This is a genomic window from Pseudoalteromonas lipolytica (assembly GCF_001306915.1).
GTDB classification, from domain to species: Bacteria; Pseudomonadota; Gammaproteobacteria; order Enterobacterales; family Alteromonadaceae; genus Pseudoalteromonas; species Pseudoalteromonas simplex.
The window spans coordinates 29,175-52,576 of sequence record NZ_LJTC01000017.1; the positions used below are offsets into that span (position 1 = coordinate 29,175).

The 23,402-nt window shown below is 40.9% G+C and carries 21 protein-coding genes and 2 tRNA genes; 14 read left to right on the forward strand and 9 right to left on the reverse strand.

Annotated features, from left to right (window positions below; all coding sequences use genetic code 11):
• Positions 1-5: 5 nt before the first annotated feature.
• From tmk to AOG27_RS19775, 5 genes are read left to right on the forward strand one after another with little or no spacing between them, the layout of a single operon-like run.
• Positions 6-632 (forward strand): dTMP kinase, encoded by a 627-nt coding sequence (gene tmk, locus AOG27_RS19755; RefSeq protein ID WP_054554718.1) that lies wholly within the window; start codon positions 6-8, stop codon positions 630-632.
• Position 633: 1 nt separating this feature from the next.
• Complete coding sequence (locus tag AOG27_RS19760) at positions 634-1,527, forward strand: DNA polymerase III subunit (RefSeq protein WP_054554719.1); 894 nt, start codon at positions 634-636, stop codon at positions 1,525-1,527.
• Positions 1,528-1,535: 8 nt separating this feature from the next.
• Entirely contained in the window at positions 1,536-1,862 is a 327-nt protein-coding gene (locus tag AOG27_RS19765) for a PilZ domain-containing protein (protein WP_054554720.1), read from the forward strand.
• 13 nt (positions 1,863-1,875) lie between these two features.
• On the forward strand, positions 1,876-2,655 hold the full coding sequence (locus tag AOG27_RS19770; RefSeq protein WP_054554721.1) for a TatD family hydrolase: 780 nt from the start codon (positions 1,876-1,878) through the stop codon (positions 2,653-2,655).
• Positions 2,655-4,511: an alkaline phosphatase D family protein gene (locus tag AOG27_RS19775; RefSeq protein ID WP_419177742.1), complete on the forward strand. Its 1,857-nt coding sequence runs from the start codon at positions 2,655-2,657 to the stop codon at positions 4,509-4,511. Before AOG27_RS19770 ends, AOG27_RS19775 begins: the two co-directional genes overlap by 1 nt.
• 257 nt (positions 4,512-4,768) lie before the next feature.
• On the opposite strand, the gene rsmF is transcribed toward AOG27_RS19775, so the two are convergent.
• A complete protein-coding gene (rsmF, locus tag AOG27_RS19780) occupies positions 4,769-6,208 on the reverse strand; it encodes a 16S rRNA (cytosine(1407)-C(5))-methyltransferase RsmF (RefSeq protein ID WP_054554722.1) in 1,440 nt (479 codons plus the stop codon).
• A gap of 280 nt (positions 6,209-6,488) precedes the next feature.
• Between rsmF and AOG27_RS19785 the strand changes: the two genes are divergently transcribed.
• From AOG27_RS19785 to prpF, 5 genes are all read left to right on the forward strand, one after another.
• Positions 6,489-7,193 carry a GntR family transcriptional regulator gene (locus tag AOG27_RS19785; protein ID WP_054554723.1) on the forward strand — a complete coding sequence of 235 codons (705 nt, stop codon included), beginning with the start codon at positions 6,489-6,491 and terminating at the stop codon, positions 7,191-7,193.
• 84 nt (positions 7,194-7,277) lie between these two features.
• Complete coding sequence (prpB, locus tag AOG27_RS19790) at positions 7,278-8,153, forward strand: methylisocitrate lyase (protein WP_054554724.1); 876 nt, start codon at positions 7,278-7,280, stop codon at positions 8,151-8,153.
• A gap of 24 nt (positions 8,154-8,177) precedes the next feature.
• Complete coding sequence (gene prpC / locus AOG27_RS19795; RefSeq protein WP_054554725.1) at positions 8,178-9,302, forward strand: bifunctional 2-methylcitrate synthase/citrate synthase; 1,125 nt, start codon at positions 8,178-8,180, stop codon at positions 9,300-9,302.
• A gap of 117 nt (positions 9,303-9,419) precedes the next feature.
• Entirely contained in the window at positions 9,420-12,011 is a 2,592-nt protein-coding gene (gene acnD, locus AOG27_RS19800) for a Fe/S-dependent 2-methylisocitrate dehydratase AcnD (protein ID WP_054554726.1), read from the forward strand.
• A gap of 3 nt (positions 12,012-12,014) precedes the next feature.
• Complete coding sequence (prpF, locus tag AOG27_RS19805) at positions 12,015-13,184, forward strand: 2-methylaconitate cis-trans isomerase PrpF (RefSeq protein ID WP_054554727.1); 1,170 nt, start codon at positions 12,015-12,017, stop codon at positions 13,182-13,184.
• A 40-nt stretch (positions 13,185-13,224) separates the two neighbouring features.
• Here the strand turns inward: prpF and AOG27_RS19810 are convergent, their stop codons facing one another.
• A complete protein-coding gene (locus AOG27_RS19810) occupies positions 13,225-14,133 on the reverse strand; it encodes a substrate-binding periplasmic protein (RefSeq protein ID WP_054554728.1) in 909 nt (302 codons plus the stop codon).
• Positions 14,134-14,327: 194 nt separating this feature from the next.
• Here AOG27_RS19810 and AOG27_RS19815 point away from each other — a divergent pair, with 194 nt between their 5' ends.
• Both AOG27_RS19815 and AOG27_RS19820 read left to right on the forward strand, forming a co-directional pair.
• Entirely contained in the window at positions 14,328-16,274 is a 1,947-nt protein-coding gene (locus AOG27_RS19815; protein ID WP_054554729.1) for a glycoside hydrolase family 97 protein, read from the forward strand.
• A gap of 138 nt (positions 16,275-16,412) precedes the next feature.
• A complete protein-coding gene (locus AOG27_RS19820; RefSeq protein WP_054554730.1) occupies positions 16,413-16,727 on the forward strand; it encodes a DMT family transporter in 315 nt (104 codons plus the stop codon).
• A 451-nt stretch (positions 16,728-17,178) separates the two neighbouring features.
• On the opposite strand, the gene AOG27_RS19825 is transcribed toward AOG27_RS19820, so the two are convergent.
• The 4 genes from AOG27_RS19825 to AOG27_RS19840 all read right to left on the reverse strand — a co-directional run bounded on the left by AOG27_RS19825 (position 17,179) and on the right by AOG27_RS19840 (position 19,847).
• A tRNA-Val gene (locus tag AOG27_RS19825) sits at positions 17,179-17,255 on the reverse strand.
• 48 nt (positions 17,256-17,303) lie between these two features.
• Positions 17,304-17,380, reverse strand: a tRNA-Val gene (locus tag AOG27_RS19830).
• A gap of 114 nt (positions 17,381-17,494) precedes the next feature.
• Positions 17,495-18,514, reverse strand: a complete 1,020-nt coding sequence (locus AOG27_RS19835) for a DUF3080 family protein (RefSeq protein ID WP_054554731.1) — start codon at positions 18,512-18,514, stop codon at positions 17,495-17,497.
• Positions 18,489-19,847, reverse strand: coding sequence for an MATE family efflux transporter (locus AOG27_RS19840; protein WP_054554732.1), 1,359 nt, complete (start codon positions 19,845-19,847; stop codon positions 18,489-18,491). Before AOG27_RS19840 ends, AOG27_RS19835 begins: the two co-directional genes overlap by 26 nt.
• A gap of 94 nt (positions 19,848-19,941) precedes the next feature.
• On the opposite strand from AOG27_RS19840, the gene AOG27_RS19845 reads away from it, so the two are divergent.
• Positions 19,942-20,583 carry a riboflavin synthase gene (locus AOG27_RS19845; RefSeq protein ID WP_054554733.1) on the forward strand — a complete coding sequence of 214 codons (642 nt, stop codon included), beginning with the start codon at positions 19,942-19,944 and terminating at the stop codon, positions 20,581-20,583.
• Here the strand turns inward: AOG27_RS19845 and AOG27_RS19850 are convergent.
• Complete coding sequence (locus AOG27_RS19850; RefSeq protein ID WP_054554734.1) at positions 20,580-20,783, reverse strand: CPXCG motif-containing cysteine-rich protein; 204 nt, start codon at positions 20,781-20,783, stop codon at positions 20,580-20,582. The genes AOG27_RS19845 and AOG27_RS19850 overlap by 4 nt on opposite strands.
• 228 nt (positions 20,784-21,011) lie before the next feature.
• Positions 21,012-21,872, reverse strand: coding sequence for a fructosamine kinase family protein (locus AOG27_RS19855; protein WP_054554735.1), 861 nt, complete (start codon positions 21,870-21,872; stop codon positions 21,012-21,014).
• 112 nt (positions 21,873-21,984) lie between these two features.
• On the opposite strand from AOG27_RS19855, the gene AOG27_RS19860 reads away from it, so the two are divergent.
• On the forward strand, positions 21,985-22,680 hold the full coding sequence (locus AOG27_RS19860) for a hypothetical protein (RefSeq protein ID WP_054554736.1): 696 nt from the start codon (positions 21,985-21,987) through the stop codon (positions 22,678-22,680).
• Between the two features lie 53 nt (positions 22,681-22,733).
• Here AOG27_RS19860 and AOG27_RS19865 read toward each other — a convergent pair whose 3' ends face one another.
• The gene (locus AOG27_RS19865; protein ID WP_054554737.1) at positions 22,734-23,096 is read right to left on the reverse strand and encodes a DUF3718 domain-containing protein; all 363 of its coding nucleotides are present in this window, start codon (positions 23,094-23,096) and stop codon (positions 22,734-22,736) included.
• Between the last annotated feature and the right edge of the window lie 306 nt (positions 23,097-23,402).

Here is a 23,402-nt window from a genome sequence, read left to right on the forward strand (position 1 = left end):
GTCATATGACAGCGAAATTTATAGTGATTGAAGGCCTAGAAGGGGCCGGAAAATCAACGGCTATTGCCGTATGCCAAGCTTATTTAGAAAACAAGCAAGTCGATTTTATTAATGTACGTGAGCCTGGCGGTACAGCTATGGCTGAAGAGCTGCGTAATATCGTCAAACAGGCTCACCAAGAAACAGTGACGAGTGAAACAGAGCTGTTAATCATGTATGCAGCACGTTCGCAATTGGTTGCTAATGTTATTAATCCGGCACTTGAAAAGGGCACTTGGGTTTTAGGTGATCGCCATGATCTTTCATCACAAGCATATCAAGGTGGTGGTCGTGGTATTGAACAAACTAAACTCTCTTTTTTAGCTGATATGGTGCTAAATGGTTTAAAGCCTGATTTAACCATTTATTTAGACATTGACCCAGCTGTGGGTCTTGCTCGCGCTAAAGGACGTGGTGAACTTGATCGTATCGAACAAGAAGCATTAGGCTTTTTTGAGCGCACTCGCGCACGCTACCTTGAAATAGCTAACACTGATAGCAGTATCAAAATTGTGGATGCAAACCAAACAATGCCAGAAGTACATGCGGCAATCACTACCGTGCTTGATAACTTTTTTGCAGGTTTAAATTAATATGCCTTTGCCGTGGCTTGAAGGGCTTTATCAGCAACTTGCGCAAAGTTTTGCACAGCAACGCTTTCATCATGCACAGCTATTTAATGGTGATAAAGGTGTTGGCAAGCAACGTTTAGTCGATTCGCTCGCTGATGGGCTACTTTGTGCGTCACCTGTAAACTTAAAAGCCTGTGGCAATTGTAAAAGCTGCCAACTAAATCAAGCGGGTACTCATCCTGATAAACGCGTTGTAAAGGTAGAAGGCCAAACAATAGGCGTTGATGAAATTCGGGAGATCAGTGATTTTATCAACCATTCAGCAGCGCAAAATGGTAACAAAGTAGTGGTGCTTGAACAGTGTCACAAAATGACCACTGCAGCGGCTAATGCTTTATTAAAGACCCTTGAAGAGCCAAGTTTGCGCCGTTATTTATTGTTAACGTGCGAACAAACAGCATTATTACCTGCAACAATTTTAAGTCGCTGTGCGGTACACGAAATAAAGGTTAACCCAGAATATACAACACAATGGTTAGCATCACTGAACATTGCTAATTATTCATGGTTAGAGTTGTTCGCTAGGCAGCCACTGCTTGTTCAGCAGTGGCAAAATGATAACCAACTTGAAGCTATTGATTCACTCTTTAAATTTGCAACTAAGCTAAAAGACAGCCATAATTTCAGTGCGTTAGTCGACATCCTTAATAAAGATCATAGCTTGGTTAATGTATTTGCCTTGTTTTTAACAGAGCATCTTAAAACGCAATTAGTATTAGGAATGGACTTTTTCAATTATCAAAAAGCACAATCTGCTATTTCAGAGTTTCTTTATAACAGCTCGCATGTGCTTGGCTTAAATATGGATCTAGCCATTTCACAATTAGCGTTTACTTTACGTGAAAGTCAAAATTAGGATATATCGTGCAAGAATTATTAGTAGATATCGAAGACTTAGAAGAATTATACCGCTGTTACATGCCTTATCTAAAAAATGGTGGTTTGTTTGTTCGCACTAATATGCGCTTTGAAATGGGTCATTCATTGGCTTTAAAAGTAACATTACCAGATGCACTAGAGGATGATGTAGTAACGGGTAAAGTTGCTTGGATCACACCACAAGGTGCGCAAAGCTCAAACCCGCCAGGTATTGGTGTGAATTTTATCGATGATAAAACCAATTTGAATGCCAAAATCGAAAAACTACTCGGTACTATGTTAAACTCAGGCAATCCGACCTATACCATGTAATAAAAGTAGTACCATGATTGTAGATTCTCATTGTCATTTAGACAGGCTTGATTTCGATAAACTCGACCTTAATTTAGACCAAGTACTCGATAATGCTCGTGCAAAGAAAGTAGAACACTTTTTATGTGTAAGCGTAACTTTAGATCAATTCCCATCAATGCTGGATAAAATTAAGAACTATCCAGATGTTTCTGCATCATGTGGTGTGCATCCACTTGATCAAAAAGACGCACTCGATAAGCAAAAGCTTATTTCACTTGCAAGCCACGACAAAGTGGTAGCAATTGGTGAAACGGGTCTTGATTACTATTACTCAAAAGACACCCATATTGTTCAGCAAGAAAGCTTTGTTGGTCATATCGACGTTGCCAATGAGCTAAATAAGCCGCTTATTATTCATACACGAGACGCTAGAGAAGACACCATTAACTTAATGCGCGCCCACAATGCTGAGAATTGTGGTGGTGTATTACATTGCTTTACAGAAAACTGGGATATGGCCAAAAAAGCCATTAATATGGGCTTTTATATTTCGATTTCGGGCATTGTTACGTTTAAAAATGCCGTAGAGTTAAAAGACGTTGTAAAGCAAATTCCGCTAGATCGCTTACTAATCGAAACAGATTCACCGTATTTAGCGCCTGTTCCATATCGTGGTAAAACAAATCAACCAGCCTATGTTGAAGATGTGGCTTACTACATCGCTGAGTTAAAAGGGCTTACTTTTAACGAATTAGCTGAAGCAACAACCAACAACTTTTACTCGTTGTTTAATCAAGCTAAAAGGGCGTAATAGTGGACGGCGTATCGAACTTACCTCAGTTAGTAATGGGGCCAATGGTACGCCGAGCAGATGCAGGGCGAGTGTGCTTTCAATTTGTTACAACTAGGCCTTGCCACTACCGAATAGAGTTTAGCGGTGTTGAAACATTCTCTAGCTTAGAATCAATCCAGTTAGGGCAACACCTTTACTTAAATTTCATAAATGTCATACCAGTCAGTGGCCAGTTTGCAGTTGATTCACTGATCTATTATTCGTTACATGATGAAGAAAAAAGCCTTGATTTATCGTCTTATTGCTATGAACGTGCAGAATCTCCAGCATTTGTGATCCCAAATCGACTCGATAGAATTCTGCATGGTTCGTGTCGTAACCCTCATCACCCTGCAAAAGATAGCCTTGTAGCTGCAGATAATTGGCAAAATGATCAGCGCCAGTCACTTAATGCAGGTGCTGATCTATTATTGTTATCTGGCGACCAAATATATGCGGATGATGTCGCAGGGCCTATGCTGCTCGCGATTGAAAAAGTGATTAGCTTGTTTGGAGTGTTTTCAGAGCCAGCGCTTGATTTAGATTTACCAGAAGAGTTTGAGCAGCAACTTTATCAGCGCCATTTACACTTACCTAAAGTACCTTGGCAAAAACGGAGCAAATTTGGTGTTGGTTATTGGCTTAAAAAAGATGAGCCACACTTCTCAAGCTTAAAAGCTGAAAACCACTTAATTCATTTTCAAGAATTTATAGCGCTATATTTATTAAACTTCAGTGCTGTTACTTGGCAGCTAATTGAGTTTGAATCAATTGAATGCCCAGCATTAGCCCCTAAATACGCTAACCTATTTAAACTTGAAAAGGACGCACTGGTTGGCTTTGCAAATGGCCTTCAGAGTGTTGAAAGATTATTCGCCAATGTGTCGACACTAATGATGTTTGATGATCATGATGTCACCGATGATTGGAACTTAACAGCAGGGTGGGAGCAAGCTATTTATCAGCACCCAGCTAGCCGTCGTATTGTAAATAATGGCCTGATTAGTTATTGGTTAATGCAAGGAATTGGTAATGATGCCGGTGATAACACTTTGTCTTTATTACCCAGTTTTAAACAAAGCCTGCAACAACAGAGCTGGCATTTTAAAGACTTTGATAAGCTAATACTCAATTTTAACCATTGGCATTACGAGCTTAATACCATCCCCAAAGTTGTGGTTCTCGATACCCGAACCCATCGCTGGCGTAATGAGCAAAATTTCAATGAACCATCAGGCTTACTTGATTGGGAAAGGCTCATTGAATTAGAAGAAAGCTTATTGTCTCACGATAAAGTGATTATTGTATCTCCAGCACCGGTGTTTGGTGTTAAATCGATTGAAGCAATCCAAGCTATTTTTAATTTTTGCGGGCAGCCATTGTTGGTTGATGTTGAAAACTGGATGGCCCATGAAGGTTCTGCTAAAAAACTGCTAGATACTTTTCGCCGTGAAGATACGCCAAAAGAAACCTTGATCCTCTCTGGTGATGTCCATTATTCATTTTGTTTTTCAGTGCAAAAGCGCTTTGGTAAACATAAAAACCGAATTTGGCAGTTGACTGCCAGTGGTATTAAAAATGAGTTCCCACGCAAACTTATTAATGTACTCGATAAACTCGACTCAATTTTATATGCCCCGAAAAGCCCACTTAACTTTTTCACTAAACGTTGGCAAATGGAAGTTGATAAACATCAAACCAAAGGCGAAGGACAAAAGTATTTGGTCAGTAATGCGGCTATCAGCTTAATTGAGCTCAATGATGGCTTACTCGCTAAATATGAACTTATTCACGCTGATAACCAAATAACTGAATTCGATTTAAACGATAATTAATCGATTGCTTTTGAATAAAAAAACGCCCAGAACGAATCCGCATTGTTCTGGGCTTAGGGGGTGGCTCGTGTGAGCCTGCGCTAACTATAAAAAAACACCTTCTAAATTCAGTAGGGAGAAGTAGAAAGTACTTTTAAGTGTAGTTAATCAGCAGGAAATTGCACGGTAAATGTACAAATTTTATACTAGTTTAAAATCAGTCTGTTACAGCTTTTTACCTAAATTAGCGCCTTATTTATACAGTCTTTATGCGCAACTTATACCCAAGTTATCAACTGGGCATTTTGGACCAAATCACGAGGTAATGAGTTCTTAATTTTATTCTTTTGCCACTTACCTAGGCCTACCGGACAACCACATAACATTAAAACTACTTCACCATTATCTTGCGTTGGTTTTTCGAGCCTAATATCTTTACCGTTAAAGTAATCGTTTGCTTGGCAAACAGACATCTCAAAGGTATTTTTATCGCAATCTTGGCCAAAGACAGTGGCAAACTCGTGAGTTAAGCGAACACCGCCTTTGTGGATCACACCAAGTTGAATACCTAAACGAGAGTATTTAATTTTATCTTGCAGTTCTTCAAAGCCATCAGGAAACAACCAAAGCTCTTTATCACGCTGCATTAACGTGCCTTTGAGTGATTTTAGACCGAACTGTTTTTTAATTGTTTGCATAAACGCTTGGCTTTGTATTTTATCAAACTCAGCAAACGGAAATGCGCCTTTTTTAATTTTTTGATTTGGGTTATCGCTTGATGCTACTTTCTTAAATTTAGCGATGAAGAAACCTTCACTGTCGTAAGTTTGCGGCCAAACATGTAAATACCCTTCACTGGTTGTCGCTTTGTCTGCGCCATCAAACAGGCTGTCGAGCGGTTGTACTTCGATGCAATCAGGGAACTCTGATAATAGATACTCACACACTTGTTGGTTTTCAAGGGGTGTTAAAGTACAGGTCGAATAGACTAATGTGCCGCCTGGTTTTAAGGCATAAAAGGCACTTTTGATAAGGGCTTTTTGCACAGCAGCAATATCAATATTAGATTCGATTGACCAATTCTTTAGGGCGTCTGCATCTTTACGAACCGTGCCTTCACCTGAACACGGAGCATCTAGCAAAATGCTGTCGAAGCACTCATACATGTAATCCCCGAATATCACACCGTCAAAATGTGATAATGCGCAATTACCCACACCCATACGTTTGAGGGTTGCAGCCAATACTTTTAAGCGTGACGATGACAACTCATTGGCCACTAACACGCCACTATTATCCATCATGGCGGCGATTTGTGATGTTTTTGAACCTGGTGCCGATGCCATATCAAGTACCGCGTCGCTTTGCTTAACTTCGGCTCTCAGTGCTACCGGCGGTAACATTGAGCTGGCTTCTTGCACATACATAGCACCACTTAAATGTAAATCGGTATTACCGATTGCAAGGGCGGCTTCTTCGTCGCTTGGTCGTGTTAGCCAGAACCCTTCTTCGCACCATGGAATTGCTGTTAACTCCCATCCTTTTTTGGCGCATTGACGCTGAAATTCATCGACTGACATTTTTAATGTATTTACGCGAACAGATCGTCTTAGTGGGCGGCGACAGGCTGCAATAAAGTCGTCTAATGATAAATGTTCAGGAAGGTAGCTTTTTACATCATCAATAAATGAGTCAGGAATATATGTATTAGCGTCCACTAAATGGCTCTCACATCACGTAATAATAGCTGGATCATACCATTTATAGCGCTATCAGGGGATATTTTTAGCTTTTTAACAGTGAGATTGAAGTGTCGACATATTACTAATATAAATGTTCTTTATAGCCATTATTTTTGATAAATATCAATTTATGTCGACATTTTGCTGGTTTTTTAGTCTGTTTTTCCGATCTCAAGGTTGACAGTTTCAATGATAGGGCGCATAGTGAACTCACAAATTGTCGACAATCTTAATTTAGTACTTTGATAGACCTATTATGACAGAGCAAAAAGCCAACGATAACTACAACGATATCACGATAACAACAGCATCAGACCAAGTGTTTGTCGACATGCGTCGTGAAATTGTCCAAGGCACCATCGAGCAGGGTAGCAAAATTTCTGAGCCAGAACTTGCTAAACGCTATGGTGTAAGCCGTGCCACCTTACGTGAGGCACTAAATCGTTTAGAGAGCTGTTATTTGGTAGAGCGTAAAGCGAATGTCGGTTGTCGTGTTGTTGCGCTAACCGCCGAGCGTTTAATCGAAGTCTATCAGGTTCGTAGTGCCTTAGAAGGGCTAGCTTGTCGGTTAGCTGCCGACAACATGGAACCTGAAGAAGTACAGGGTTTAAAACAGTTATTGAATCAGCACTTACAAACACAGCGTGTAAAAGAAGGTGAATCATACTACCAAGAAGCGGGCGACCTTGATTTTCATTATCGCATTATTAAAGGGTCGAAAAACGCACACTTAATTCATCTGTTATGTAATGAGTTGTACCAGTTAATTCGTATGTACCGTGTACAAATGGGGATGGTTGGGCCACGTGTATCAAAAGCGTTTGATGAACACTTGGCTATTATTAATGCCATTGAAAACCATGACGGTGAATTAGCCGAAATGCTTATGAAGCGCCATATCAGTGCGTCTCAGGCAAATATTCAGACGAAGTTTGACTTACTCGCAGCAAAAAATCAGTAGCGCCGTAGTTAAACAGTCACAATTTAGATTTAAAAAATAGAGTTAGCCAAAGAGCTGAAACCGTTCAAAGATAGGAGTTATCCAATGTCAGCAGGATTAAAATTCAAACAGGCAATCGCCAACAACAAGCCATTGCAAGTGGTTGGCACCGTCAACGCGTACTGCGCAATGATGGCAGAGAAAACAGGCCACCAAGCACTTTACCTTTCAGGTGCGGGTGTTGCTAACGCATCATACGGCATGCCAGATTTAGGTATGACTAGCCTTGATAACGTACTTGAAGATATTCGTCGAATCACCAGCGCTACCGACTTACCGCTTCTTGTTGATGCTGACACAGGTTGGGGCGGTGCTTTTAATATTGCTCGTACCGTTAAAGAAATGACCAAAGCAGGCGCAGCGGGCTTCCATATTGAAGACCAAGTAGCACAAAAACGTTGTGGTCACCGTCCTAATAAAGAGATCGTGTCTAAAGATGAAATGGTTGACCGTATTAAAGCGGCGGTTGATGCCAAAACAGACAGTGATTTTTATATTATGGCGCGTACTGATGCATTCCAAAAAGAAGGCTTAAATGCCGCGATTGACCGCGCAGCAGCGTGTGTTGAAGCTGGCGCAGATGCGATCTTTGCAGAAGCGGTACATGATTTAGCAGATTACCAAGCGTTTGCTAAAGCTTTAAATGTGCCAATTCTTGCGAATATCACTGAATTTGGCCAAACACCGCTTTATACAACTGAGCAATTGAGCGAAGTGGGTGTTGAAATTGTACTTTATCCACTTAGTGCATTTAGAGCGATGAACAAAGCCGCACTTAATGTGTATTCGTCTATTCTTAGCGAAGGCTCGCAACAAAGCCAAGTAGACAATATGCAAACACGTGCAGAATTATATGAGTTTTTAGATTATCACTCATATGAAAACACACTCGATAACCTTTTCTCAGCTAAAAAATCATAACGACAACATATAAGGAGAACACTCATGGTAGATAAAGCATTAGGCGGCGCAGGTTTACGTGGTCAAGTAGCAGGTGAAACAGCTCTGTGTACAGTAGGTAAGTCAGGTTCAGGTTTAACTTATTGTGGTTATGATATTAGTGAATTAGCAGATAAAGCGCAGTTTGAAGAAGTGTCTTTTTTACTGTCGCGCGGTGAATTACCAACAGAGTCTGAGCTGACTGAATATAAAGCAAAGCTAAAATCACTTCGTGGTTTACCTGACGCACTAAAAACTGTGCTTGAGAACATTCCTAAAGACGCGCACCCAATGGATGTAATGCGTACGGGTTGTTCTATGCTAGGTAACCTAGAAATGGAGCAAGATTTCTCACAGGCGAATGATGCGATTGATCGCTTAGTTGCCGTATTCCCAAGCATTATTTGTTACTGGTATCGTTTTAGCCATGACGGCGTTCGTATTGAAACTGAAACAGATGATGATTCGGTAGGTGCACACTTCTTACGTTTATTACATGACGAAGCACCATCAGCACTGTTTGAGCAAGTAATGAATGTATCTTTAATTCTTTATGCTGAGCATGAGTTTAATGCATCAACATTCACTGCGCGTGTGTGTGCATCAACATTGTCTGATATTCACTCTTGTGTAACGGGTGCAATTGGTAGCTTACGTGGTCCACTACATGGTGGTGCGAACGAAGCGGCTATGGATATGATTGAAGGCTTTACAAGTGCAGACCAAGCTGAAGATGCACTGATGGGGATGCTTGAGCGTAAAGACAAGATCATGGGCTTTGGTCACGCCATTTACCGTGAATCAGATCCACGTAACGTGATCATCAAAAAATGGTCAGAAAAGCTGGCTGCAGAAGTGGGTGACGATGTTCTATATCCTGTATCTGTTCGATGTGAAGAAGTTATGTGGCGTGAAAAGAAATTATTCTGTAATGCTGATTTCTTCCATGCATCTGCGTATCACTTCATGGGTATCCCAACTAAGTTATTTACGCCAATTTTCGTGATGAGCCGTGTAACAGGTTGGACAGCACACGTGAAAGAGCAACGTGCTAATAACCGTATTATTCGCCCAAGTGCCGATTATACTGGCCCAGAAGCGCGTAGCTACACGCCAATTTCTGAGCGTTAATCGTTAATTAAATCAGTGATAGGGGTGGCTTGGCTACCCCTTTATGAAGGGGCGAAATAAATACAAAAACAATCAGCCCACCTTTGTTCACCGTCACCAAGTACAAGTAGAATCATCATGAATACAAATTTTAGAAAACCATTAGCAGGCACCGGCGTCGATTACTTTGATACTCGCGCTGCTGTTGATGCAATTAAACCGGGCAGCTATGCCACACTTCCTTATACATCGCGAGTACTTGCCGAAAACTTAGTTCGTCGTTGTGACCCTGAAATGCTAAATGATGCACTGTCGCAATTGATTAACCGCAAGCGTGATTTAGATTTTCCATGGTTTCCTGCGCGCGTTGTGTGTCACGACATCTTAGGTCAAACAGCGTTAGTTGATTTAGCAGGCCTGCGTGATGCCATAGCTGCAAAAGGCGGCGATCCTGCAAAAGTAAACCCTGTGGTACCGACACAGTTAATTGTTGACCATTCATTAGCGGTTGAACACGCAGGTTTTGAACCTGACGCATTTGAAAAAAACCGTGCTATTGAAGACCGTCGTAACGATGACCGATTCCACTTTATTAATTGGACGAAAACAGCATTTAAAAATATTGATGTGATCCCGCCGGGTAACGGCATTATGCATCAAATCAATTTAGAGAAAATGTCACCTGTGATCCAAAAACGTGACGGCGTGGCATTCCCAGATACATTAGTTGGTACAGATAGCCATACACCTATGGTCGATGCATTAGGTGTTATTGCAGTCGGTGTAGGTGGTCTTGAAGCAGAAAGCGTGATGCTTGGCCGTGCATCTTACATGCGTTTACCTGATATTGTGGGTGTTGAGCTCAAAGGCAAGCCACAACCGGGTATTACTGCAACCGATATCGTATTAGCGATCACCGAATTTTTACGTAATGAAAGAGTTGTATCGACCTACCTTGAGTTTTATGGCGAAGGTGCCGATGCACTTACCTTAGGCGATAGAGCAACTATTTCTAATATGACGCCAGAGTTTGGCGCAACAGCTGCGATGTTTTACATTGATGACAACACGCTTGATTATCTACGTTTAACAGGCCGTGAAGAAGAGCAAGTTAAACTCGTCGAAACTTACGCGAAAGAAACTGGCCTTTGGAGTGATAGCCTTAAAACGGCAGAATATGAGCGTGTGTTAACCTTTGATCTATCATCAGTTGGTCGCAATATTGCGGGCCCTTCAAATCCACATCGCCGTGTTGCAACAAGCGAACTTGATAAAGCGGGTATCACTGGCGTTGTTGAGAATGAAGAAGGCTTAATGCCAGATGGTGCCTGTATCATTGCTGCAATCACAAGTTGTACGAATACTAGTAATCCACGCAATGTTATTGCCGCAGGTTTACTTGCGCGTAATGCTAACGCTAAAGGGTTAACTCGTAAGCCATGGGTTAAAACATCACTGGCACCGGGTTCTAAAGCGGTTAAGTCTTACTTAGAAGAAGCAAATTTATTACCTGAGCTTGAACAACTAGGTTTTGGTATCGTTGCCTTTGCATGTACAACCTGTAACGGCATGAGTGGTGCGCTTGATCCAAAAATTCAGCAAGAAGTGATTGACCGCGACTTATACGCAACCGCTGTACTTTCGGGTAACCGTAACTTCGATGGCCGTATTCACCCTTATGCTAAACAAGCATTCTTAGCTTCACCGCCGCTGGTTGTTGCTTATGCTATCGCCGGTACTATTCGTTTTGATATCGAAAAAGATGTATTAGGGCATGATCAACAAGGTAACGAAATTCGTCTTATGGATTTATGGCCATCAGATGAAGAAATTGATGCAGTGATCAAACAAAGTGTTAAACCTGAACAATTTAAAAAGGTTTACGAGCCAATGTTTGACTTAAGTGTAGATTACGGTGAAGACAACGATCCACTTTACCAATGGCGTCCACAAAGTACCTATATTCGTCGTCCTCCTTATTGGGAAGGCGCATTAGCGGGTGAACGCTCTCTGAGTGATATGCGTGCATTAGCTGTGTTGGGCGACAACATCACTACTGATCACTTATCACCTTCGAATGCGATTTTAGCGTCAAGTGCTGCTGGTGAATACCTGGCTAAAATGGGTCTCCCAGAAGAAGATTTTAACTCCTATGCAACTCACCGAGGTGACCATTTAACAGCACAGCGTGCTACATTCGCTAACCCTAAGTTATTGAATGAAATGGTTAAAGAAAATGGTGAAGTGAAGCAAGGTTCATATGCTCGCATTGAACCAGAAGGCAAAGTGACGCGTATGTGGGAAGCTATCGAAACCTACATGGAGCGCAAACAACCGCTTATCATTGTAGCTGGTGCTGATTATGGTCAAGGTTCGTCACGTGACTGGGCTGCAAAAGGTGTTCGCCTAGCTGGTGTTCAAGTGATTGCAGCAGAAGGCTTTGAGCGTATTCACCGCACTAACTTAATTGGTATGGGTGTATTACCGCTTGAGTTTAAAGCAGGTACTACGCGAACTACGCTAGGTATTAATGGTAGTGAGAGTTTTAGTGTGAAAGGTGAGCCAACACCAGGCGCAACACTGACACTAGTGATTACCCGTGCTAATGGTGAAACCGTTGAAGTGCCAATGACGTGTCGATTAGATACTGCTGAAGAAGTGTCAATATATTCAGCGGGTGGTGTACTGCAACGTTTCGCGCAAGATTTTTTAGAATCTGAGGAGCACTAAGCGATGGCGTTTAAACCACAAATTAAGGTGCCAGCGACCTATATGCGTGGCGGCACCAGTAAAGGGGTTTTCTTTAACTTAACTGACTTACCTGAGCCTGCCCAAGTGGCAGGTGAGGCGCGCGATAACCTGTTGTTACGTGTGATTGGTAGCCCCGATCCTTACCAAAAACAAACTGATGGTATGGGCGGTGCAACCTCAAGTACCAGTAAGACGGTAATATTATCAAAAAGCGCGAAACCTGATCACGATGTTGATTATCTATTTGGTCAAGTAGCTATCGATAAAGCGTTTGTTGATTGGAGTGGTAACTGCGGAAATTTAACTTCTGCAGTCGGAGCCTTTGCTGTGTCGAACGGCCTTGTTGATGCCAGCAAAATTCCAGACAACGGCGTTGTCGAAGTTAAAGTTTGGCAAGTCAATATTAGTAAAACCATTATAGTACATGTGCCAATTACTAACGGCGAAGTGCAAGAAACTGGTGATTTTGAGCTTGATGGCGTGACCTTTCCAGCCGCTCAAGTAAAACTTGAATTTATGGACCCTGCAGATGGCGAAGGGGCCTTATTCCCCACAGGTAACTTAGTCGATGAGCTAGAAGTGCCGGGTATTGGTATGTTGTCTGCAACGATGATCAATGCTGGTATTCCGACAGTTTTCATTAACGCCAGTGAAGTTGGTTATGATGGCACAGAGCTGCAAGAAGCTATTAACGGTGATGCATCGGCACTTGAAAAGTTAGAAACGATTCGTGCCTATGGGGCGTTGAAAATGGGGCTAATTTCTCATATTGATGAAGCAAAGGCACGCCAACATACGCCAAAAGTAGCTTGGGTTGCACCTGCTAAAACGTATCACGCATCAAGCGGTAAAGTTGTAAATGAAACCGATATTGATTTAGTGGTACGTGCTATGTCGATGGGTAAATTGCACCATGCTATGATGGGCACGGCTGCGGTAGCAATAGGTACTGCAGCTGCCATACCTGGAACTTTAGTAAATCTTGCTGCAGGCGGTGGTGAGCGACAAGAGGTAAACTTTGGTCATCCTTCTGGCACTTTAAAAGTCGGCGCTGCTGCAACACTTGTTGATGGCAATTGGCAAGTCACTAAAGCAAGTATGAGCCGAAGTGCGCGTGTGTTGATGGAAGGTTGGGTTAGAGTGCCCGAGTAGTCCCCAATAGCGTACTGATTTAATCAAAATATAGCGGCGGTTATGCCGCTTTGTCTGATCCGTAGCACTGTTGTTTCATTCTTTCAATATATTCATCAAACTTGCCGCTTTGTTGCATCAGTTCAATTTCATTATTTAAATCTTTTAAAACTTTTTGCCAGTGCGGCGTTGATTTACTAATAGAATAATAAAGCGGTTTGTATTCAAGCTTTGGTTCTAGCGCGACCAGTGATTCTAGAATTTGTCGTTTGCCGCTAATTGATAATTCAGACTTGTAAACACTGGCTTTTAACACTTCAAGGTCCGCCACAATCAGGCTTACGCGGTTACTAAGTAACAGGTGAATTAGTTGGTACTCGTTATTAGCGACGATTGTATCGATTTCTTTATTATCAATCATAGCATCGAGTTTTTTGGTGTTTTTATAAGAGCGGACTACACCAATAGGTAAATTCTCAACTGATTTTAAATCACCATTGAAAGGGATTTGATTTCCTTTTAACGCCACGAATGATAGATCTCCACCAGGTATTTCATGACTTAAAGCAAGTAAATTGTTGCGAGTTTTACTAAGAAAATTATCTGATACAACATCATCTTCAATGAAGTACTCAGGAAAAAGAATATCAGCGCGCCCTAATTCAGCTTCTCTAACGGCACGCGCCCATGGGTAGAAACCAATGTGTATGCCATAACCTTTTTCAAGAAGTGAGCTGACAGTAAATTGATAGAGCCAGCCCTTGTTACACAAGTTTTCGTCAATATAAGGAGGCCAATCTAAAGTGACGAGCTTTAAAACATGTTTGGCACTTAGGTTATAACCGTATCCGCCGTTGAAACGCACCGCTTCTTCAGTGACGATTTCACCATTTTTTTCAAAACTAACAGGTGTTAGACCCGCAAGGGCTTGATATGAGGCGAATAAAAAGAGCACTGTTAATAGTTTCATAAATTGTTTAAGTTTTTGTTATTTATCTAAAGCTTAGCCTTTTGTCGTAAATATACAACCTAGGAACTGTAACAATATCTAACGGATGGAGTACATTTTTCGGTCACAGCTTATAGTTGTAGACTTGAGTGACAAAAAGTTTGCATTTGTATTATGATATCACTTAATGCTTTTGCAGCTTAAGGATAACAACAATGATAAAGCAAAGTCTCTATATATCACTTCTCACAAGCTCTATGCTTGCTCACGCACAATTACCGCTTAGCGTTACAAGCCCTGATGGACAAATAACTGTAAAACTCGAAAAACAACAAAACCAGCTTGTTTATAGCGTAAATTATGGCAATCAGGTTTTTTTGCAGCAATCAGAGCTTGGTTTAAATACCAACCTAGGTGATTTTTCACAAAGCCTCAAATATAAAAGCCATACAACAGCTTCAGTCAATGAAAGCTATAAACTGCATAATGCGAAGGTGAGTGACGTAAATTACACAGCGAATACACTCAAAGCGCAATTTGAAAACCAAGACGGCAGAATGCTTGGCGTCGAGTTTAATGTGTCTGATAGCGATGTTGCATTTCGTTATCAGATATCGGGAGCTGAAACAGATACCCGTATCAAGGTGCTAGCTGAATACAGTGCTTTTAACCTACCAGATAATGCAACTACATTTATAAGCCCACAAGCCTTACCTGAAACGGGCTGGATGCAAACAAAACCAAGTTACGAAGAGCCTTACACCTTTAACGAAGCCCTTGGAACACCGTCAGCGAATGGCGTGGGTTATACCTTTCCTGCATTATTTAAAAATAGCGACAAAGGCTGGTTATTAATTTCTGAAACCGGTGTTGATAGCCATTATGTTGGCTCAAAATTAAGTGAAGGTACGAAAGACGGTATTTATCGTATTTCATTTCCTCAGGCCGGTGAAAACAATGGCATAGGTGCAACTTATGCCGCTATGGCAATGCCTGCAACCACACCTTGGCGCACCATCACGTTAGGAGCGAGTTTAAAGCCAATTGTTGAATCAACCGTGGCATTTGATTTGGTTAAACCACTTTATCAAGCAAGTCAAAATTATAAAATGGGTCGTTCAACATGGAGCTGGATTGTTTGGCAAGACCCAAGTATCAACTACGATGACCAAATCAAATTTATTGACTTAGCTGCATCATTAAATTTTGAATATGTATTAATCGACAATTGGTGGGATAAAAACATTGGCCGCGAGAGAATAGCTGAATTGGTTAAGTACGCCAATGGAAAGGGCGTTGATGTTATTTTGTGGTACAACTCAAATGGCTGGTGGAATGATGCACCACAGACCCCACAAAATAGAATGAACAGTGCACCTGCACGTCGAAATGAAATGGCGTGGCTGCAAAGCATTGGTGTAAAAGGGCTGAAAGTAGACTTTTTTGGTGGTGATAAACAAGAAACCATTAAACTGTATGAAGATATTCTTACAGATGCAAATCAGTATGGTTTAGTGATCACCTTTCATGGCAGCACCATCCCGCGTGGCTGGGAAAGAATGTATCCTAACTTCGTTACTTCTGAAGCGGTACTGGCATCGGAGAACCTTGTTTTTCATCAAAATTCGTTAGATTTACATGCCTATAACGCGACTATTTTACCATTCACTCGTAATGCTATTGGCGCTATGGATTTTGCCCCTGTGTTTTTAAACAAACGCTTATCGCAAGATCAAACAGTCGGCACTATTCGTAAAACCACAGATACATTTGAACTGGCAACAGGTGTGCTTTATCAATCACCAGTGCAACATTTTGGGCTGACGCCAAATAACCTTGCAGAGCAACCCCAATTTGTTATTGATACTTTAAAGGCGATGCCAACGGTATGGGATGAAACACGTTATATTGCAGGTCAACCGGGTCAAGATGTAACGATCGCAAGGCGTCATCAACAAACATGGTGGGTAGCAGCCGTGAATGGTGAAAATAAAACCAAAAAATTCGATATCGATTTACCTATGTTAGCGGGTAAAAAAATCACCCTGTTGTTTGATAAAAAAGATGGCAGCACTGGTACTAAGCAAGTCACAGTAAGTAACAGTGGCAAGTTAACCTTAAACTTATTAGCTCAAGGTGGCGCACTGATTATTGGTCGCTAACTGTGAGTTTATGGCTATAGTTGCCTTGGTAATTTGGGCGTGCTAAATTGCGCCGTGTGTGGTGATGTTCTATACCGCTTTAAGGACGACCTTAAAGTTGTAATTAAATTCGGGGACGACCCCATAAAGAGGTCGACCATGAATTGGATCCTACTTATTGCTGCTGGCTTACTTGAAGTCGCTTGGGCTTATGGCTTAAAACAATCAGACGGTTTTACAAAACCCCTCATTTCATTCTTTACAATCTTAACCATGGCTGCCAGCTTTTATTGCTTAAGTGTGGCGCTCAAATCATTACCACTTAGTTTGGCTTATGCGGTTTGGGTTGGTATCGGCGTTATTGGCTCAGCAATAATAGGCATGACACTATTAGCTGAAGGCGTGAGTCTATTAAAAATAGCCAGCTTGCTACTGATCGCCCTTGGCATTATTGGTTTGAAACTCGCCAATTAATAAATTTTTTACTGCTCCTACTCAGTTTCATAACGTTAATTCAGGGTATGAGACTGAGAGCAAACGATTGAAGCAGTAGTGCGTTAAACAACTGAACTACATATTTTAAATTTGGAAAATTAAGAATTGGTACGACCGACTGGATTCGAACCACCGAATTTGGCGTGGGTCATAGAGAGTGGTAGTGCTCTAACCAACTGAGCTACATATATTTTAAATTTGGAACATTAAGAATTGGTACGACCGACTGGATTCGAACCACCGAATTTGGCGTGGGTCATAGAGAGCGGTAGTGTTCTAACCAACTGAGCTACAGATATTTTAAATTTGGAAAATTAAGAATTGGTACGACCGAGTGGATTCGAACCACCGATTTTGGCGTGGGTCATAGAGAGCGGTAGTGCTCTAACCAACTGAGCTAGGGATGTTTTAAATTTGGAGCATTAAGAATTGGTACGACCGAGTGGATTCGAACCACCGACCTCTACCATGTCAAGGTAGCGCTCTAACCAACTGAGCTACGGTCGTACTGTAAGTTTGACTAAAAAGCCAATTTAGATTCAAGAAGGTAAATCGTGGTACAACCGAGTGGATTCGAACCACCGACCCCTACCATGTCAAGGTAGTGCTCTAACCAACTGAGCTACGGTTGTATTTTGATTTAAAACTGTTGTTAGCGTGGCTAAACAACGGAGGCTAATATATAGCGACTGGTTGTGTGAATCAAGCAGCTTTAGCTATTTTTGTGCTAAGTGCTGGTTTTTTATTCATAACGGACTAATTTCGCACGTTCTGTAAAAACCTTGCCACCAAGCAACATGGCTTTTCGCAGAGTGCTTAAGACTTTGTAAAATTGCGTCATTACTTTCGCTATTTACAAACTGGGCCAATTCTGTGTCACGCCATATTTGCTGGTAAAGAGGTTGTAGAGTTTCTAATCGACCCACTAAGAATGATTGATAAGGCTGTAGTTGCTCTAAATAAAACTTTTTAAACACATTACTCAACGTTTGCGCTTTTTGTTTATTCTTGTTTGCAGGGCAGAGATCATCTTTTGAATACTTCATGAGCAGCGCTGTTAATTGTTGATTGTAATGTGTTTGCACACGAGCCGCAGAAATGAGTAGCTTGTTGTATTTAAAACGATTTAATACTTCGAGTTGGTTGATGATTTGCTCTGGCTCTATAGCGTTTATTTTGCCGGTATTAATTTGATTGTTTAACTTAGCAATTTGCTCCATCGCGCTCACGGTTTCGCTAAAACCTGCGGTGTTTTCATCAATGTGTGTCGAGCTTAGCTGCCAGCTTTGCTTAAACTCGCTTTCGTTGAGCAGCATAGCTCTAAAGTAGTTAGCAAGGTTTGCTTGTTTTTGTATTGCGGTGAGTTTTATTTTTTCAAATAGCTCATCTTGTTCTTCAAAGCTTTCTAAGCACTCCTTTGCGCTTTGAATAAACTTAATTTGATAACTAAGAATGTTAGCAGGCGTTGCAGTTTTGCCAAGCTGGTTATTGTGCTCAGCAATAAGGGTTGCAAGTTTACACTGTCGTAACTGGGCAAGTTCAAGCATACCAATGGTTGCTTTATCTTCAGTATTTTCAGTAAAGTGGTTAACAGTTATTGTACTTGGTTTAGATAGCTTAAAACTTTCGGTTTTAAGCACGTTTTCTAATCGTTGCGCGTAGGTGTGATTTACATCACCGGAAGAGGGCATGCAGGCAATAAGTGCCACGCACGCTGTTGCGATGATAGAGTTTAGAAGGCTATTGGTTTTGCAAAAAAGGTGCATGTTTAAATCGCCTATGAACAGTGAACATCAACATAATTGCTGCGGCACTTAACCCCACAATAATGCCTATCCAAAAGCCATGAGGGCCCATTGCTGGAACAATTAAATCTGTACGAGCAAGTACGAAGCCAAGCGCAAAGCCGATCAACCAATAGGATACAAAGGTGATATAGCCAATTGGTGCCGTGTATTTTAACCCCCGCAAAATACCATTGGCAGAAACTTGCAGGGCATCTGGTAACTGGTAGATACAAGCAAGTACCATGATTGAAGAGGCAAGGGCTAATACTTCAGGGTTATCAGAATACAATTGGTTTATAATATCTCGGGCAAAAAAGGTCACACTTGCCAGCAGAAAAGCAATAATTGCCGCGAGAATATAACTTGTTTTAACGGCATTTTTTAACTGCTGATAATGTTGTTGGCCAAATAAATTGCCTATTCGAATGCTAATCGCAATTGAGAGGCTCAACGGCATCATAAACAATAAAGTCGTCACACTGGCTGCAATTTGGTGGCCGGCAACAGCAACAGCACCTAAGTGCGCTATAAACAAAGGAATACAGGCAAATAGCGTAACTTCAAAAAAAGTAGCTAATGAAATTGGAATACCCACTTTGGTGATAGTCCATAAAGTAGCGGGCTTTGGCGCTCTAAAATTTGCTAATAATGCTTTGGCATCAATCTTTCTATTAAAGTGACAATAAATAACCTGAGTTAACGCCATTGCTGTAAATACCAGTGCCGTGGCAATACCACAGCCCGCGCCACCGTAGGCTTGAAAACCTAATTTACCGTGTATAAATACGTAATTGGCAGGAATATTGACCGCTAAGCCAATTAAGCTAATGTAGAAAGCAGGTTTGGTCATTCCCATACCTTCAGTGATATTGCGGTACACACTGAAAAGTAAAAAACCAAAAATACCCCATTTTACAAAATGAATGTATTGCTCAGCTAAATGGGTAATAGACTGTGAGGTGTCTAATTGACTAAGCACTGTATCAGCAAGGCTTGCCAGCCCTAAACCGATTATGGCAAGTACTAACGCCAGATACAGACCTTGTTGAAAGTAGTGGCTAATACCTTGTTTATCGTTTGAACCAGCAAACTGCGCTATGATACCCGTTAACGCCAATAATATGCCTTGCAGTGCAAGCATTAACGGATTCCAAATACCCGTTGCAATAGAAAGTGCTGCCAAGTCTGTTGCACTTACTTGGCCTGCCATCACGGTATCTACAACCGTCATTAAAATAAGGGTTACCTGTGCCAAAAAAACAGGAATGGCTAACGAAATTAACCTTTTGGCTTCCCAACTACAAAAAGACATAAAATACACAACTAAATAAACAGACAGCCATTGTAATCTATTCATAGATCAATAAAAATCGCAGTTATCTATTTAATGAAGAAAAGAGAAAGCGATGTTCACTGGAATTGTGCAAACGCAAGCCGTTGTGGTTGATGCTACTAACCAAGGCGGTGTACTAAGGCTAGCTTTACAAGTAGAACAGCAATACGCTGAAAACCTGAATATCGGCGCTAGCATAGCCATTAATGGTTGTTGTTTAACCGTGGTGAAGTTTGCATCAGACACTCAAGGGTGCTGTGTTATAAATTTTGATGTGATTGATGAAACATTGAAGTTAACCAACCTAGGTAAGCTGGCTGTCAATGATACGGTGAATTTTGAACGTTCAGTGACTTTTGGGACTGAACTGGGCGGGCATATCGTATCAGGCCACATTCATTGTATGGCCGAGATACTTTCAATTAAAAACCATCAAGACAACTGTAAAATGCAATTAGCATTAGCAAAAGAGTGGCAAAAATACGTGCTTTATAAGGGATTTGTGAGCGTTAATGGGGCAAGCCTCACTGTAGGTGAAGTTGATGAGCAGGGCTTTTGGTTGCACTTAATCCCAGAAACTCTCTCTATTACCAATCTCGATAATTACCGCGAAGGGGATAAGTTAAATATCGAAGTCGATCAGCAAACTTATACCATTATCAACACGGTCGAAAATTATCTCTCGCAAGAAGGACATATAAAACGAGCAAATTAAAAAATTTGCTCGTCGTCACTATCGACATGTAATTCGAGTTTGTTGCGTGCGTAATCGATATGCATATTCAAATGGATGGGATTGCAACATGCTGCGCAATCTTCATAGTAATCTTGGTCACCGTCACTTGCATCAAGTGCTACGTGAATGTGGTGGCCACAGTGAGGGCATGAAATCCGTTGTGTGTATTGGTCTTTCATCAGCTTTTACCTTAATCAGGCATGCCTGAGTTCGTTAAATTGCAATCTTCATTAGACCCTAACTCATCAAAAATGAATCTAGATTTAATTAGATTGATATAACTCACTAACCGAATTTATTTAAGCGTAGTGCTACCAATTCGGTTAGCATCTTTATTAATACGCTTTATAAGCTAAATATAGCTGTGTTTAGCGGTTTGTGACATTCCTTTTACAGTGATTTTTAGCTTATTTCAGGAGCTGATCAATTTGTTGTTTTGCTTCAGTAAGATAGTGCCCTGCAAAGATATTGGCATTATTGAGCATAGGGTATAGTTGGTAGATGGCTCTACGTTGCTCGTAGCCTACCTGCAATGGGTAGATATCGTTATAGGCGTCATAAAAGCTATCGGGAAGTGGTGCATAAAGCTCACTCATTGCGATATCGCATTCCCGATCACCATAATAACAAGCAGGGTCAAACACACTGGGCACATTATTATAAAAGCCCATATTTCGACGCCAAAAGTCACCGTGTAATAACGAAGGCTCTACAATATGGCTATGCAGTGCGTCTTTAACAAAAGCGATGAAGGTGTCTTGATTAACAAGCTCAATGCCTTTTTCTTGTAATAACTGCAATTGCCAACCAATGCGTTCTTCAGCAAAAAATACATCCCATTTTTTGTGCCAACGATTTGGTTGTAGAGTAGGGCCAAGGAAGTTGTCGTTATCTAAGCCGAACATGGCTTGGGTATGCTTTTGGTGTAAATGAGCAAGGTGTTCTCCCATTTCATGCCAATTGGTATGGGGCTGTTTATCAAGTTCTAACCATTCAAGCACGATAAATGAAAACTCAATATTGCAACCTGTGGTGATGCAATCTGGGATCATAAATAAGCTTTCTTGAGTTAACAGCTCTAGATTAAAGGCTTCGCACTCTAGGCGCTCCAGATCACTTAAGTGAGCGACTTTCACAAAGAAGTGGTGTAAATCATCGCCAATTTGGAAGTATTTATCGTTATTGGGTGATTGTAATTGGCGCTTAAAGGTATGCTTAAAATCAAAATGCATCGCTTGGCTAATCTGTTCATTCACCGAATTCCACATAATTTTGTTCACCTTTTAACCATATAATTAAACTATGGCAAAAAGACGATGAATTAACAAACCCATAGCGTTAATATTGTTAAAGTTTATCGAAGTATTTATGAGGGGTCAGATGAATAAAAGTCTCATTACTAACTTAGTGGCACTTGCCTTAGTATTAGTCGGATTTTTATTTGAACAAGCAATTGTGCTTTCTGTTGGTTTATTTGCGTTATCGGGCGCAGTAACAAACTGGCTTGCTATTCACATGCTATTCGAAAAAGTACCATTTTTATACGGCTCTGGTGTTATAACATTAAAGTTTGCGTCTTTTAAGGTGGCGATTCGTAACTTGGTAATGACCGAGTTCTTCGCTGAAGAAAAAATCGATCAGGTCATGGCGCTCGCTAAACCAAATATTGATTTAGAGCCTGTGATCAGTGAAGTTAATTTAAGTCCGGCTTATGACTCTTTAATTGAGGTTATCGAAAACTCTCAATTTGGTGGCATGCTGTCGATGTTTGGTGGCCGTGATGCGCTCGAGCCAATGCGCGAACCTTTCATTGAAAAAATGAAAGAGGCGGTTATTGATATTTCGAATAGCGACGAATTTAAAACCATTCTTGATGAAAAGCTATTTGCAAAATCTCACCTTGGTGGCTCATTACACAGTACAGTTGAGCGTTTAGTTGATGAACGATTGAATGAGCTCACACCAACCATGGTAAAAGATATTATTCAAACCATGATCAAAGAACATTTAGGTTGGTTAGTAATTTGGGGTGGGGTGTTTGGCGGCTTATTTGGCCTGATAGCTGCGCTAGTCTAATGAAGAAGGAATTTGTAGCAGGCCTTCAAAGACCTGCTACTGTGTATTCATCATTATTTTGAGCCTGCAATTACAATCACAGTGTCATCAGATACGTTAGCGATATCTTGAATACTGGTTTTTGTTGCTATGTCAAAATTTAAGTATTTCGCAGAGTTATGCAACCCATAAGTGCTAACAAACTTATTAGTTGGCATATCATTGCAAAATAGTTTTTCTGTCATTACTCGTTTACTTAAGCGTAAATCGCGCATAGTTCCGATTACATTGAGTGGCTTATTTGATGCAATAGCCATACACGCTTGAGTGCCAACTGAGTTATCTGCTGCGACAAATTGGGCTGCACTTGCATCAGTTGCTGCTAGTGAAGAACCTAAAATTATTGCTGTACCTAGTGCTGTAGTTAACGTATTCATCTTTCTCTCCAGTTGTTGTCTATAACGTAACATTTGTGCGACCTGGCTATTATGGATACTGCACACTTCCTGTTTGCTGGGCACATTTAAAGTATTACGCTAAACAAAAACAATTGCTGTTAATGAAAATCGACAAGATGTAAGTAAGTATGTAGATGTGAACAAACAAAACTAACCGCTTGATAAGTGCTATTTTAAAGTGTGAATGTTGACACAATTAGCCTTAAAATTTTTTAATTAATTTTTAAAAATCCTGTATTAGCTCGTATTTAAGACTTGATATTTACGTGGCTGTTACATTTAAGT